Here is a 13,562-nt window from a genome sequence, read left to right as displayed (position 1 = left end):
GCGCAATCGCAGGGATGCGATGCGGCGCGGGGAAGATCCGCGCCGTTCTTTGGACCCGAAACGAGGCGCGGCGCCTCAGCCCAGCAGCGCCTGCGCGAACTCGCGCGCGTTGAAGGTCTCGAGGTCTTCGAGCTTTTCGCCCACGCCGATGAAGTACACCGGAATCGGCCGCTCGCGTGCGATGGCGCACAGCACGCCGCCCTTGGCGGTGCCGTCGAGCTTGGTGACGATGAGGCCCGTGAGGCCCAGCGTCTCGTCGAAGGCCTTGACCTGCGCCAGCGCGTTCTGGCCGGTGTTGCCGTCGATCACCAGCAGCACCTCGTGCGGCGCGGAGGCGTCGGCCTTGGTGACGACGCGCTTGATCTTCTTGAGCTCGTCCATCAGGTGCAACTGCGTCGGCAGGCGCCCGGCCGTGTCGACCAGGACCACGTCCTTGCCGCGCGCCTTGCCGGCGTTCACCGCGTCGAAGCTCACGGCCGACGGGTCGCCGCCTTCGTTGCTGACGATCTCGACGGTGTTGCGGTCGGCCCAGACCAGCAGCTGCTCACGCGCCGCCGCCCGGAAGGTGTCGGCCGCGGCCAGCAGCACCGAAGCGCCCTCGGTGGCCAGGTGCTTGGTGAGCTTGCCGATGGAGGTGGTCTTGCCCGCGCCGTTGACGCCGGCCACCATGATCACGGTGGGCGTGTACTCGCCGATGACCAGCGGCTTTTCGAGCGGTTTGAGCAGGTCGGTGACGGCGTCGGCCAGCAGGCGCTTGACCTGCGAGGCGTCGGTGGCCATCTGGCGCTTGACGCGCCCCTTCAGGTCGTCGAGCAGGAACTCGGTGGCTTTGACGCCGGTGTCGGCCATGAGCAGCGCCGATTCGAGCTCTTCATACAGCGCGTCGTCGATCTGCGCGTTGACGAACACGGCCTGGATGCCGGTGCCGGTCTTGCGCAAGCCGGTCTTGAGCTTGTCGAACCAGCTCTTGCGCTCGGTGGCGATGGGGGCCGGCTCGACGACGGCGACAGGCGCGGGAGGCGGTGCGGGCACGGGCGCCGGAGGGGGCGGCGGTGGCGCGATGACGGGAGCGGGTGCGGGAATGGGGGCGGGCGCTGGCGCAGGGATCGGCGCTGGTGCAGCGACCGGAACTGGCGCGGGCGCCGGCGCCACCACGGGCGCGGCCGGTGTTGGCTCGGGGAGCGGCGCAGGGGTGGGTGCGGGTGCGGGAACAGGCGCTTCCGCCGCAGGCTTCGACCCGAACCAGCTCGACGGCGAGAACACCGAGCGTGCCGGTGCGGGTTCCGCGGCCGGGGAGGGCGCGGGTTCGGCGGTCGGCGGCGGGGCCGGTGTCACCGGGGCATCGGCAGGTGGTTTTTTCTTGAAGAAACTGAACATCGGGAGCTTTTTACAATCCGACCCATTCTATGAAACACCTCTCGCCACGCCGCGCTGCGTCTGGTGCGGTGCTGGCCCTGGCGCTTTCGGCGCTGTGGACCGTGCCCGCGCAGGCCCAGTCCACCCCCGCTCCCGCCGCGTCGACCCCCATCGCCGCGGCCCCGGGCCCCCAGCAATTCACCCTCGCCAACGGCATGACCGTGATCGTGCAGACCGACCGGCGCTCGCCGACGGCGGTGCAGATGGTCTGGGTGCGGGTCGGCTCCATGGACGAGGTCGACGGCACCACGGGCGTGGCGCACGTGCTGGAGCACATGCTGTTCAAGGGCACGAAGAGCGTGCCGGCCGGCGAGTTCTCGCGCCGCGTGGCGGCGCTGGGCGGCCAGGAAAACGCATTCACCATGCGCGACGCCACGGGCTACTACCAGCAGATCCCGGTCGGCAGCCTCGAACAGGTGATGAAGCTCGAATCGGACCGCTTCGCCAACAACCAGTGGCCCGACGACGAGTTCAAGCGCGAGATCGAGGTGGTCAAGGAAGAGCGCCGCCTGCGCACCGACGACCAGCCGCGCGCCCTGCTCGGCGAGCAGCAGAGCGCGGCCGTCTTCACCGCGTCGCCGTACCGCCGCCCGGTGGTGGGCTGGATGAGCGACCTTGAGTCGATGACGCCCGCCGACGCGCGCGCCTTCTTCCAGCGCTGGTACGTGCCGGCCAACGCCGTGCTCGTGGTGGCCGGCGACGTCGACGTGGCGCGCGTGCGCGCGCTGGCCGAGAAGTACTACGGCAGCATCCCCGCGCGCGCCGTGCCGGAGCGCAAGCCGCGCACCGAGCCCGCGCAGCGCGGCATCCGCCGCCTCGAATTCAAGGCCCCGGCCGAGCAGGCGTACGTGTCGCTCGCCTTCCGCGTGCCGCAGCTCACGAACATCGACGACGCCAACAGCGACGCCTGGGCGCTGGTGGTGCTCTCGGCCGTGCTCGACGGCTACGCCGGCGCGCGGCTCGACCGCGCGCTCACGCAGGGCCCCGGCCGCGTGGCCGATTCGGCCGGCGCGTACGCGGGCTTCATCGGCCGCGGTCCGCAGCTGTTCATGCTCGACGGCGTGCCGGCCGCCGGCAAGACCGCCGAGACGGTCGAGGCCGCGCTGCGCGCCCAGGTGGCGCGCGTGGCGAAAGAGGGCGTCGGCGAGGCCGAGCTGGCCCGCGTCAAGACGCAGTGGGTGGCGAGCGAGACCTACAAGCGCGACTCGGTGATGGCGCAGGCGCGCGAACTCGGCAGCAACTGGATCCAGGGCCTGCCGCTGGACGCCAGCGAGCGCATCGTCGCCCGGCTGCAGGCCGTGACGGCGGCGCAGGTGCAGGCCGTGGCCGCCAAGTATTTCGGCGACGACCAGCTCACGGTCGCCACGCTGCGGCCCCTGCCGCCCGAACCCAAGCGCGGCCGCGGCTTCGCCGCCCCTGCTGGCGAGATGCGCTGAAAGCACCGGATTCCCTCATGAAGAACCTCCACAAGATTGCAAGCACCGCCCTCCTGGCGGGCATCACCGCGCTGTTCGGCATGGGCAGCGCGCAGGCCGCGCTGCCCATCCAGCACTGGACGCTGGCCAACGGCGCCAAGGTGTACCTGGTGTCGACCAACGCATTGCCGATCGTCGACGTGCAGATCGACTTCGACGCCGGCAGCCGGCGCGATCCGGCCGCGCAGGCCGGGCTGGCCAGCACCAGTGCCGCCATGGTCGAGAAGGGCGTGCGCGCCGGGCGCAACGGCGAGCCCGCGCTCGACCAGAATGCGCTGGGCGAGGCTTGGGCCGACCTGGGCGCCAGCTTCGACGTGAGCGCCGGCACCGACCGCACCAGCTACACGCTGCGCACGCTGTCCGACCCGGCGCTGCTGACCAAGGCCGTGGCGCTGGCCGCGCGCGAGATCGGCGAGCCCTCGTTCCCCGACGAGATCTGGCCGCGCGAGCGCGAGCGCATCAACGCCGCCATCAAGGAAGCCAACACCAAGCCCGCCACCGTGGTCGGCCGCGCCTTCGCGCAGGCCGTGTACGGCACGCACCCCTACGGCCAGGAAGTGACGGAAGCCACGCTGGCGCGCATCGACACCGCGGCCATGCGCCAGCGCTACGAGCAGCTGATCCTGCCGTGCCGCGCCAAGCTCAGCATCGTGGGCGCGGTCACGCGCGCCGAGGCCGAGGCGCTCGCGACCACGCTGCTGTCGCGCCTGCCCAGCCCCGCCGCCTGCGCACCGCTGCCGGCCATCGCGCCGGTGGTGGCGCTCACGGCGCCGAAGGACGAGCGCATTGCGTTCGACTCGGCGCAGGCCCACGTCTTCATCGGCCAGCCCGGCTACCCGCGCCAGGACCCCGACCACTTCGCGCTCACGCTCGGCAACTACGTGCTCGGCGGCGGCGGCTTTGTTTCGCGGCTGACCGAAGAGGTGCGCGAGAAGCGCGGCCTGGCCTACAGCGTGTACAGCGGCTTTGCGCCGGGGCTCGACGCGGGCGCCTTCCGCATCGGCTTCCAGACCCGGCCCGACCAGGCCGAGGCGGCGACGAAGGTCTCGCGTGACGTGCTCGCGAAGTTCGTGGCCGAAGGCCCGACCGAGAAGGAGCTGAAGGCCGCCAAGGACAACCTGATCGGCGGCTTCCCGCTGCTCCTGGACAGCAATCGCAAGCTGATCGGCAACGTTGCCAATATCGCCTGGTACGGCCTGCCGCTGGACTACCTCGACACCTGGACCGCGCGCATGAACGCGGTCACGGCCGCCGACATCCAGGCCGCGTTCGCCCGCAAGCTGCAGCCGCAGCGCATGGTGACGGTGGTGGTGGGCGGCAAGCAGGCCGCCGCGGCGCAGTAAGAAGAAAAGAAGAGCTCAGGCCAGCGCGTGTGGCCCGCTGCGCGCGGCCTCGCGCACCGCGGCGCCGAGCTGCGCCAGCAGGCGCGGCGCCGCGCGGGCGTGCTGCCAGTACAGCGGCACGGGCAGCGTTGCGCCGGGCACCAGTTCGACCAGCGTGCCGTCGCGCAGCGCATCGGCCACCATGCTGGTCGGGTGCATGCCCCAGCCGATGCCGCGGCAGGCCGCCTCGACGAAGGCGGCGGGCGAGGGCACCCAGTGGCGCGGCGTCTCCACGTTGCGGTGGCAGATGCGGCGCACCCAGCGCGCCTGCAGCCGGTCCTTGCGGTCGAACACCAGGTTCGGCGCGGCGGCCAGCGTGCGCGCGCCCACGCCCTTGGCGAAATACCGTTCCACGAAACCGGGGCTCGCGGCGGCCACGTAGTGCACCGTGCCCAGCGCCTCGCTGTTGCAGCCCGTGACCGGCTGGGCCAGCGCGGTCACGGCCGCCAGCACCGCGCCGCTGCGCAGCCGCTCGGCCGTGTGGTCCTGGTCGTCGGCCGTGAGGTCGAGCAGGGCGTCGGGCGCCTGCGCGGCGAAGGCTGCGGCGCCCGCCATGAACCAGGTCGCGAGGCTGTCGGCGTTGACCGCCACCCGCACCGTGACCCGCTCGTGCGCCTCGCCGCTGCCCATGCCCAGCGCGGGCAGGGCCTCGCGCAGCTCGTGTTCCAGCATGCCCACGCGCTCGACGTGCCGGCACAGCTGCAGGCCAGCCTCGGTCGCCACGCAGGGCTGGCCGCGCACCAGCAGCGCGCCGCCGGTGCGCTCCTCGAGCAGCTTCACGCGCTGCGACACCGCCGAGGGCGTGACGTGCAGCGCGCGGGCGGCGCGCTCGAAACTGCCTTCGCGCACCACGGCGGCAAGGGCGTGCAGGGCGGCGTAGTCGAGCATGGTTGTGAATGAAGTAAAACTGAATCGGCGTTAGAAAGTTTAGTTTGATTGAATCGGCTGCGGACGGCAAGCTCGGACCATGACCGCCGTTCACGCCTCCACCGCTTTCCTCAACGGGCTCTTCATGAGCCTGGTGCTCATCGTCGCCATCGGCGCCCAGAACGCGTACGTGCTGCGCCAGGGCTTGCGCCGCGAGCACGTGAGCGCGGTGGTGCTGTTCTGCGCCGTCTGCGACGCGGTGCTGGTCGCCGCCGGCGTGGCCGGCATGGCGCAGGCGCTGAAGGGGCGGCCGATGCTGGCGACGCTGCTCGCGGGCTTCGGCGCGGCCTTTCTCTGCGGCTACGGCCTGCGCGCGCTGTGGCGCTCGCGCCAGCCGGGCGCGCTGCAGACGGTGGCGCAGGGCGCTTCGCGCTCGCGTGCCGCGGTGGTTGCGCAGGCCGCCGGCTTCACGCTGCTGAACCCGCACGTCTACCTGGACACCGTGCTGCTCGTGGGCACGGCCGGGGCGCAGTACCCGGGCCTGCTCAAGGCCTGGTTCGTGGCCGGGTCGACGCTGGCCAGCGTGCTGTGGTTCACCGCGCTGGGCTTCGGCGCGCGCCTGCTGGCGCCGGTGTTCGCACGCCCGCGCGCCTGGCAGATGCTCGATGCGCTCATCGGCGGCACGATGCTCGTGCTGGCCGCGCTGCTGGCCCGCCGCGCGTTCATGGGCTACTGAGTGAAGGGGGGCCGGCCGCGGCGTTAAGCTCGCCGCATGCCCCAGAAGCCCCCGAAGAAGAACGCCGCCGCGCCCGTCTCGCGCGCCCCTGCCGCCAAGCGCCCGTCGCGGCCCAGCGAGGTTCGCATCATCGGCGGCGAGTGGAAGCGCACCCGCCTGGCCGTGGCCGACAAGCCCGGCCTGCGCCCCACGCCCGATCGCGTGCGCGAAACGCTGTTCAACTGGCTCGCGAGCCTGGCCGGCGTGGGCGGCGGTGCCTTGCCGGGCTGGCATTGCATCGACGCCTTCGCGGGCACCGGCGCGCTCGGCCTCGAAGCCGCCTCGCGCGGCGCGGCCCACGTGCTGCTGTGCGAGCAGGACGCCGCGCTGGTCGCCCAGCTGCAGGCCGCCAAGGCCAAGCTCTCGGCCGAGGCCGTGCGCGTGGAGCGCGGCAACGGCGTCACCGCGCTCGAGCGTGCGACGGCGGGCAGCCTGCAGGCGGTGTTTCTCGATCCGCCCTTCGACAACCTCGCGCTGTACGAGCCGGCCCTGCGCGCCGCCGCGCGCGCGCTGCACGCCGACGGCGCGATCTACCTCGAGGCGCCGCGCCGCTGGGCCGCCGAGGAGCTCGCCGCGCTGGGCCTGGCCGAATTCCGCTACCTGAAGGCCGGCGCCGTGCATGCCCATCTGCTGCGCCGCGCTGTGTCCGTGCCTGCATAATCCGCCGGACAAGCCGCACCGGCAGCATGAGGAAGAAGCAACCATGGCCAGCAACGTGATCGCGGTTTATCCCGGCACTTTCGACCCCATCACCCTCGGTCACGAGGACGTGGTGCGGCGTGCAACCCAACTCTTCTCCAAGGTGATCGTCGCCGTCGCGGCGGGCCACCACAAGAAGGCGCTGTTCACGCTCTCCGAGCGCATGGACATGGCCCGCGAGGCGGTGAAGCCCTACAGCGACCAGGTGACGGTCGAGAGCTTCTCGGGCCTGCTGCGCGACTTCGTCGTCGCGCGCGGCGGCAAGGCCATGGTGCGCGGCCTGCGCGCCGTGACCGACTTCGACTACGAGTTCCAGCTCGCCGGCATGAACCGTTCGCTGATGCCCGACGTCGAGACCGTGTTCCTGACCCCGAGCGACAAGTACCAGTTCATCTCCAGCACCTTCGTGCGCGAGATCGCCATGCTCGGCGGCGAGGTCAACAAGTTCGTCTCGCCGAACGTCGAGCAGCAGCTGACCGCCAAGGTCCGCAGCCTCGGCCGTGAATAGGCACTCCCCCAGTCTTCGCGCACTTCGTGTCGCTACGCCAACCCCCTCGCCGGGGGCAACACCAGCGGCCCGGCAAAGCCGGTTCCGCGGTGTTCCGCGCAGAGACCTGCGGCTCGCCGCAGCGAGTGTCGTGAGGTGAACAACACCCCCTTGCCCCGCCTGCATCCGCTGGGCGATGCGGCGCTGGTGTGCGACCTGCCCGCGCCCGCCACGCTGGCGCAGCAGCAGCGCATCTGGGCGCTGGCCGCCGAGGTGCTGGCCTGGCCCGGCGTCGGCGAAGCGCTGCCGGGCATGAACAACCTCACGCTGACCTTCGACCCGACCGCCGTGGCGTTCGAGGAACTCGCGGCGCGCGTGCTCCAGGCCTGGCCGGGGCTCGCGGCCCATGCCGCCGAAGGGCGACGCATCGAGATTCCCGTGGCCTACGGCGGCGAGCACGGCCCCGACCTGGCCGACGTGGCGGCCCACACCGGGCTCTCGGTAGCCGAGGTGGTGCGACGCCACAGCGGCGGCGACTACGTGGTCTACCTGCTCGGTTTCCTGCCGGGCTTCGCCTTCATGGGCGGGCTGGCGCCCGAACTCGCGACACCGCGCCGCGCCGAACCACGCACCGCCGTGCCCGCGCGCTCGGTCGGCATCGGCGGCGAGCAGACCGGCATCTATCCGTTGGTGTCGCCGGGCGGCTGGCAGCTCATCGGGCGCACGCCGCTCGAGCTGTTCGATCCCTCGGCGGAATCACCTACGCTGCTGCGCCCCGGCGACCGCGTGCGCTTCGTCGTCGAAAGCCTGCAGACATGATCCTCGTGCGCAAACCCGGCGTGCATGCCTCGGTGCAGGACCTCGGGCGGCCCGGCCTGCGCCAGCTCGGCATCTGCCCGGGCGGTGCGCTCGACATGCTTGCGCTCACACTGGCGAACCGGCTGGCCGGCAACGCCGATGCGGCGGCCGGCATCGAATTCACCATGGGCGGCTGCGAGCTGCAGTTCGAAGTCGACACCCGCATCGCGCTCACCGGCGACGACTTCGGCGCCACGCTCGACGGCGTGCCGCTGTGGCCCTGCTGGAGCGTGCCGGTGCGTGCCGGCCAGACCTTGCGCCTGGCCGGCGCCAACGCGCCCGGCACGCCGAAGGCCGGCCTGCGCAGCTGGCTCGCGGTGGCCGGCGGCATCGACGTGGCACCCGTGCTCGGCTCGCGCAGCACCGACCTCAAGGCCGGCTTCGGCGGCCACGAGGGCCGCGCGCTGCGCAAGGGAGACCGGCTCGCGCTGGGCGCTTCGCGCCTCGGTGCCGACCAGAACGCGCGCCGTCCCTTCGGCCTGCGCGCGCCCGACTGGGGCACGGCCGAGCCCGACGGCGCCTTCGCGCTGCGCGTGCTGCCCGGCCCCGAGTTCGACCTGTTCACGCCCGACGCGCAGGCGCTGCTGTGGAGCGAGCGCTGGCGCATCACGCCGCAGAGTAACCGCATGGGCAGCCGCCTCGCCGGCGCGGAGCTGCAGCGCAAGGCGGGTGGCGACATGCTGTCCTCGGGCGTGATCCCCGGCACGATCCAGGTGCCGCCTTCGGGCCAGCCAATCATCCTCATGGGCGACGCGCAGACCACCGGTGGCTACCCGCGCATCGGCGTGGTGATCCGCGCCGACCTCTGGAAGCTCGCGCAGGCGCCGCTGGGTGGCCGGCTGCGGCTGGTGCGCACCGACCTGTCGCACGCGCTCGCGGCCTGGGCTGCGCAGCAGCGTTACCTGGCGCAGGTGGCGCAGGGGCTCGCCGCTGCGGGCTGGCCCGGCGCGGCCTAGACTGTGGCCTGACGCAGGTGGCTCCCGCACCTGCCCCCGAGACGGAGAACACCCCATGCAGATCGACCTGAACGCCGACCTCGGCGAAGGCGCCGGCAGCGACGAAGCGCTGCTCGGCCTCGTGAGTTCCGCCAACATCGCCTGTGGCTGGCATGCGGGCGACGCCAGGACCATGCAGCAGTGCGTGCGTTGGGCCATGGCGCACGGCGTGGCGATCGGCGCGCACCCGAGCTTTCCCGACCGCGAGAACTTCGGCCGCAGCACCATGCACCTGCCGCCCGAGGAGATCGTGGCGAACGTGCTCTACCAGGTCGGTGCACTGGCCGCGATCGTCAAGGCCGAGGGCGGCCGGCTCGCGCACGTGAAGCCGCACGGCCAGCTCTACAACCAGGCGGTGAAAGAACCCGAGCTGGCCGAGGCGCTGTGCGAGGCGGTGCGCCGCTTCGACCCTTCGCTCAAGTTCTTCGGCCTGGCCGGCAGCAACATGATCGACGCGGCCCGCCGCGCCGGCCTGCAACCCGTGGAAGAAGTGTTCGCCGACCGCGGCTACATGCCCGACGGCAGCCTCGTGCCGCGCAGCCAGCCCGGCGCGCTCATCGAGAGCGAGGAACAGTCGCTGGCTCAGACCCTGTCGTTGGTGCGCGACCACCGCGTGGTCGCCATCGACGGCAGCACCGTGCCCGTCAACGCCCAGAGCGTGTGCCTGCACGGCGACGGCGCGCATGCGCTGGCCTTCGCGCGGCGCATCCGCGAGCGGCTGCAGCAGGAAGGCATCGACGTTCGCGCGATGGCCTGAACAGGATGCCGGCGAAGCGCGCTTCTCCCAACGTCCTGCTGACGGGCTTCGAGCCCTTCGAGCAGGAGCTGCTCAATCCATCATGGGAGGCGGTGCGCACGCTCGATGGCTGGCAGTGCGGCCGCGCCGCCGTGCATGCGCGCCTCGTGCCCTGCGTCTTCGGCGAGGCGCTCACCGCGCTCGACCGCGCGATGGACGAGCTCCAGCCGACGCTGGTGATCTGCATTGGCCAGGCCGGTGGCCGCGCCGAGTTCACGCCGGAGCGCATCGCGATCAACGTCGACGACGCCCGCGTGCCCGACAACCTCGGCCACCAGCCGATCGATGTGCCCGTGGTGCCCGGCGCGCCCGCCGCCTACTTCTCGAGCCTGCCCGTGAAGGCCATCGTGCGCGAACTGCGTGCGGGCGGCGTGCCGGCCTCGGTGTCGAACAGCGCGGGCACCTTCGTGTGCAACCACCTCTTCTACGGGTTGATGCACCGCATCGCGACGCACGCGGCGGCGAAGGGCGTGCGCGGCGGCTTCATCCATATTCCCTACCTGCCGGCGCAGGCGGCGCGCTTTCCGGGTGCGCCGAGCATGGCGCTCGAGACGCTGGTCGATGCGTTGCGCATCACCGTGAAGACCGCGCTGGCCGTGAAGCAGGACGTCGCGGAAACCGGCGGCCAGCTGCACTGACCGGGGCTCTCAAGCGCGGGGAAAGTGCTTGCCCAGCCAGGCGTTGAGCGCCGTGTTGACGAACGCAGGCTTCTCCATCGTCAGCATGTGGCCGCACTGCGGCACCCACACCACCTCGGCGCGGGGCAGCAGCGCCGCCATCTCGCGCGTGCATTCGGGCGGTGCGAGGCGGTCGTCGTCGCCGCACATCAGCAGCACCGGCGCGCGCAGCAGGGCCAGGTGCGTGCGCGCGTCGGGACGGCGCATCACGGCGTGGTTCTGGCGGATGAGCTGGGCCGCGCCGGCGCCGAGCACGATGTCCAGGTAGCGCTGCACCAGCGCCGGGTTGGCGGCCTGCGCGGGATGGAAGGCGAAGGCGACGTTGGGCTCGATGATCTCGCGCACCTCGCCGCGCTCGAACCATTCGATGGCGCCTTCGCGCAGCGCGAACATGTCGGGCGTCTCGGGCCGCGCGCTGGTGCCCAGCAGCATCAACCCGGCGATGCGCTCGGGCGCCTGGCGCGCCGCCTCCATCGCGACCATGCCGCCCATCGAGGCACCGCACAGCACCAGCGGGCCGTCGTGCTCGCGCAGCACGGCGCTGGCCATGCCTTCGATGGTGTCGTGGCGCGTCTGGACGTCGCTCACGCGGGCGCCGAAGGCGGCGGGAAGTGCGGGCAACTGGGCCTCCCAGAGGCGTTCGTCGCAGGCAAGGCCGGGCAGCAGGACAAGATGGGGCATGGGCCGATTTTGCGCGATCGGACGCGCCCGGCGCACGGCCCGTACGCGGTGGCGACCATGCAACAGCGGGTTGGCACGAAGCCGGCCTGTCATGCACTCGGGGGACAATGCATGCAATGTCCACCACCACCCCCGACTCCGCCCCCACCGACCTCATCCTGATCCGCCACGGCGAAACCGCCTGGAACCGCGAACTGCGCTTCCAGGGCCACGCGGACGTCCCGCTCAACGACATCGGCCACGAGCAGGCGCGCCGCCTCGGCCTGCGGCTGGCGGGCGAGACGGCACGGCACCTCATCAGCAGCGACCTCATGCGCGCCCAGCAGACCGCGGCGCCCGCGGCGCAGCAGCTCGCGCTGCCGGTCGTCACCTCGGTGGCGCTGCGCGAGCAGCACTTCGGCGTGGTCGAGGGCATGCGGGCCGACGAGATCCAGAGCCAGCATCCGCGCGCCTGGGAAGAGTGGCTGGAGTTCCGCGAAGACCACGCCATGCCGCAGGGCGAGAGCGCGCGCGAGTTCCATGCGCGCGTGATCGGCGCGCTCGGCGCTGTCGCCGCAGCGCACCGCGGCCAGCGCCTGATCGTCGTCACCCACGGCGGCGTGCTCGACATGGTGTGGCGCACCGCGCGTGGCCTGAGCCTCAGTGGCCCGCGCCAGAGCGAGATCCCGAACGCGGGCTTCAACCGCATCCGCATCGCCGACCCGGCCGCGCCGGACGCCATCGAGATCGTCGAGTGGGCCGACACGCGCCACCTCGCCGACCTGCCGCCGCAGCCGACCTACGACCAGCGGCGGCACCTGAAGAAGGACTGATCTTCCAGTTCAGGCCGGGCAACTGCCCGGCTTCGGCGTGCGCAGCAGCGGCACGCCGGCGCCCACGCCCGTAGGCTGGCCGCCGTCCACCGCGAGGCGGCCGTTCACCAGCACCGTGACCACGCCCTCGGACAACAGCGTCGGCTGCGTGTAGGTGGCCTTGGCCGCAAAGCGCTTCGGATCGAACACCACCACGTCGGCGTGGTAGCCGGGGCGCAGGTGGCCGCGCTGCACGAGGCCCAGCGTGTCGGCCGTGTACGCGCTGCTGGTGCGGATGAACTGCGCCAGCGAGATCGCGCGCTCCTTCACCACGTACTGGTCGTACTTGCGCGCGAAGGTGCCGTAGGCGCGCGGATGGCCCAGCGACGAGTCGGACGAGGTCATGACCCAGGGCCGCTTCATGAAGGCGCGCACGTCGTCGTCGCTCATGTTGAACGAGGCGATCATCAGGTCGCCGTCGCGCAGCACGGCGATGGCGGCGTCGACCGGGTCGGCGTTCGAGGCCTTGGCCACGTCGGCCAGCGTCTTGCCCACGTACTTCGTGCTGCCGGCCGAGAACAGGATCGCCTCGGGCCCGCCGCGCAGGCGCAGGTTCTCGCGCATGTCCTTGCGCAGGCGCTCCTGCTGCGTCGCGTCGTCGAAGCGCTGCAGCGTCGCCGCGCGGCCGCCTTCGTTGGCCCAGGGCGGCAGCAGCGCGGCCGAGAAGCGCGTGCTCGACGCGGTCCAGGGGTAGTGGTCGGCCGTGATGTCCAGGCCCGCGGCGCGCTCCTTCTCGATGCGCCGGATGATGTCGCCGCTCTGGCCCTGCACCGCCACGCCCAGCGCCTTGATGTGCGCCACATGCACCGGCAGCTTGGCCTCGTGGCCGATGCGGATCACCTCGTCGATCGAGCCTTTGAGGCCGACGTTGTACATCGACTCGTCGCGGATGTGGCTGTCGTACAGGCCGCCGTGCGCGGCCGCTACCTTCGCGAGTTCGATGACCTCCTCGGTCTTCGAGAAATTCTGCGGCGGGTAGAACAGGCCCGTCGACAGCCCGAGCGCGCCGTCGCACATCGCGCGGCTCAGGTGCTGTTTCATGGTGTCCATCTGCGCGGGCGTGGGGGCGCGGTTGGCCTCGCCGAGCTGGCTGATGCGCAGCGGCCCGAAGCCCGCGTACATCGCGACGTTGGTGCCGACCGGCACGGCGCGCAGCTTCTGCGTCTGCGCCGCGATGTCGTAGCCGCCGAAGCCGTCGTTGCCGATCACGGCCGTGGTCACGCCCTGCGTGAGAAAAGGAATGTTCAGGCGCTTGCGCGCGTCGCTCGAGAGAAGGTCGGCGTCGGCGTGCGTGTGGGCGTCGATGAAGCCGGGCGCCACCACGAGGCCGGTGGCGTCGATGGTGCGCCGTGCGCGGAACTGCGCCGGCATGGCGCGGCCCGCGAACACGATGCGGTCGCCCGCGATGCCGACGTCGCCGATCACGGGCGTGTCGCTGTCGCCCGTGTAGATGGTGCCGCCGCGCAGCAGCAGGTCGAGCGCGACAGTGGCTTCAGCGGCGGTGGTGTGGAAGGGCGAGGCGAGGGCCGCGAGAACGGCCAGCGTGACGAGGGAGCGCTGCATGGGCGAACGGGAGGAGAGCGGGAGGAGCGGCCAGTTTAGG

14 protein-coding genes are annotated in these 13,562 nt (G+C 71.9%); 10 read left to right on the top strand and 4 right to left on the bottom strand.

Annotated features, from left to right (window positions below; all coding sequences use genetic code 11):
• Window positions 1-75 precede the first annotated feature (75 nt).
• Complete coding sequence (ftsY, locus tag FFI97_RS19810; RefSeq protein WP_139706443.1) at window positions 76-1,377, bottom strand: signal recognition particle-docking protein FtsY; 1,302 nt, start codon at window positions 1,375-1,377, stop codon at window positions 76-78.
• A gap of 29 nt (window positions 1,378-1,406) precedes the next feature.
• On the opposite strand from ftsY, the gene FFI97_RS19805 reads away from it, so the two are divergent.
• Both FFI97_RS19805 and FFI97_RS19800 read left to right on the top strand, forming a co-directional pair.
• Window positions 1,407-2,852, top strand: coding sequence for a M16 family metallopeptidase (locus FFI97_RS19805; RefSeq protein WP_139706441.1), 1,446 nt, complete (start codon window positions 1,407-1,409; stop codon window positions 2,850-2,852).
• Window positions 2,853-2,869: 17 nt separating this feature from the next.
• On the top strand, window positions 2,870-4,234 hold the full coding sequence (locus FFI97_RS19800; protein ID WP_139706439.1) for a M16 family metallopeptidase: 1,365 nt from the start codon (window positions 2,870-2,872) through the stop codon (window positions 4,232-4,234).
• A 15-nt stretch (window positions 4,235-4,249) separates the two neighbouring features.
• On the opposite strand, the gene FFI97_RS19795 is transcribed toward FFI97_RS19800, so the two are convergent.
• On the bottom strand, window positions 4,250-5,161 hold the full coding sequence (locus FFI97_RS19795) for a LysR family transcriptional regulator ArgP (protein ID WP_070061978.1): 912 nt from the start codon (window positions 5,159-5,161) through the stop codon (window positions 4,250-4,252).
• Between the two features lie 79 nt (window positions 5,162-5,240).
• Here FFI97_RS19795 and FFI97_RS19790 point away from each other — a divergent pair, with 79 nt between their 5' ends.
• The 7 genes from FFI97_RS19790 (at window position 5,241) to pcp (ending at window position 10,388) form a co-directional block, all read left to right on the top strand.
• On the top strand, window positions 5,241-5,876 hold the full coding sequence (locus FFI97_RS19790) for a LysE/ArgO family amino acid transporter (RefSeq protein WP_062481444.1): 636 nt from the start codon (window positions 5,241-5,243) through the stop codon (window positions 5,874-5,876).
• A 36-nt stretch (window positions 5,877-5,912) separates the two neighbouring features.
• A complete protein-coding gene (locus FFI97_RS19785; RefSeq protein WP_062481442.1) occupies window positions 5,913-6,575 on the top strand; it encodes an RsmD family RNA methyltransferase in 663 nt (220 codons plus the stop codon).
• A 43-nt stretch (window positions 6,576-6,618) separates the two neighbouring features.
• Entirely contained in the window at window positions 6,619-7,122 is a 504-nt protein-coding gene (gene coaD, locus FFI97_RS19780; protein WP_062481439.1) for a pantetheine-phosphate adenylyltransferase, read from the top strand.
• Window positions 7,123-7,272: 150 nt separating this feature from the next.
• Window positions 7,273-7,920: a 5-oxoprolinase subunit PxpB gene (pxpB, locus tag FFI97_RS19770; protein ID WP_062481459.1), complete on the top strand. Its 648-nt coding sequence runs from the start codon at window positions 7,273-7,275 to the stop codon at window positions 7,918-7,920.
• Window positions 7,917-8,915 carry a biotin-dependent carboxyltransferase family protein gene (locus FFI97_RS19765; protein WP_139706437.1) on the top strand — a complete coding sequence of 333 codons (999 nt, stop codon included), beginning with the start codon at window positions 7,917-7,919 and terminating at the stop codon, window positions 8,913-8,915. The genes pxpB and FFI97_RS19765 overlap by 4 nt, the downstream gene beginning before the upstream one ends.
• Window positions 8,916-8,970: 55 nt before the next feature.
• Window positions 8,971-9,711, top strand: coding sequence for a 5-oxoprolinase subunit PxpA (gene pxpA, locus FFI97_RS19760; protein ID WP_070061982.1), 741 nt, complete (start codon window positions 8,971-8,973; stop codon window positions 9,709-9,711).
• Window positions 9,712-9,716: 5 nt separating this feature from the next.
• A complete protein-coding gene (pcp, locus tag FFI97_RS19755) occupies window positions 9,717-10,388 on the top strand; it encodes a pyroglutamyl-peptidase I (RefSeq protein ID WP_139706435.1) in 672 nt (223 codons plus the stop codon).
• A 9-nt stretch (window positions 10,389-10,397) separates the two neighbouring features.
• On the opposite strand, the gene FFI97_RS19750 is transcribed toward pcp, so the two are convergent.
• Window positions 10,398-11,108 carry an alpha/beta fold hydrolase gene (locus FFI97_RS19750; protein WP_185993669.1) on the bottom strand — a complete coding sequence of 237 codons (711 nt, stop codon included), beginning with the start codon at window positions 11,106-11,108 and terminating at the stop codon, window positions 10,398-10,400.
• A gap of 116 nt (window positions 11,109-11,224) precedes the next feature.
• Between FFI97_RS19750 and FFI97_RS19745 the strand changes: the two genes are divergently transcribed.
• Window positions 11,225-11,920: a histidine phosphatase family protein gene (locus tag FFI97_RS19745; RefSeq protein WP_139706433.1), complete on the top strand. Its 696-nt coding sequence runs from the start codon at window positions 11,225-11,227 to the stop codon at window positions 11,918-11,920.
• 9 nt (window positions 11,921-11,929) lie between these two features.
• Here the strand turns inward: FFI97_RS19745 and FFI97_RS19740 are convergent, their stop codons facing one another.
• Window positions 11,930-13,522 (bottom strand): N-acyl-D-amino-acid deacylase family protein, encoded by a 1,593-nt coding sequence (locus FFI97_RS19740; protein ID WP_139706431.1) that lies wholly within the window; start codon window positions 13,520-13,522, stop codon window positions 11,930-11,932.
• Window positions 13,523-13,562: the final 40 nt, after the last annotated feature.

Source organism: Variovorax sp. KBS0712 (assembly GCF_006323185.2).
GTDB lineage: Bacteria > Pseudomonadota > Gammaproteobacteria > Burkholderiales > Burkholderiaceae_C > Variovorax > Variovorax boronicumulans.
Note: the sequence above shows the minus strand (reverse complement) of the source record. Positions and strands in the feature narration are given on the sequence as shown.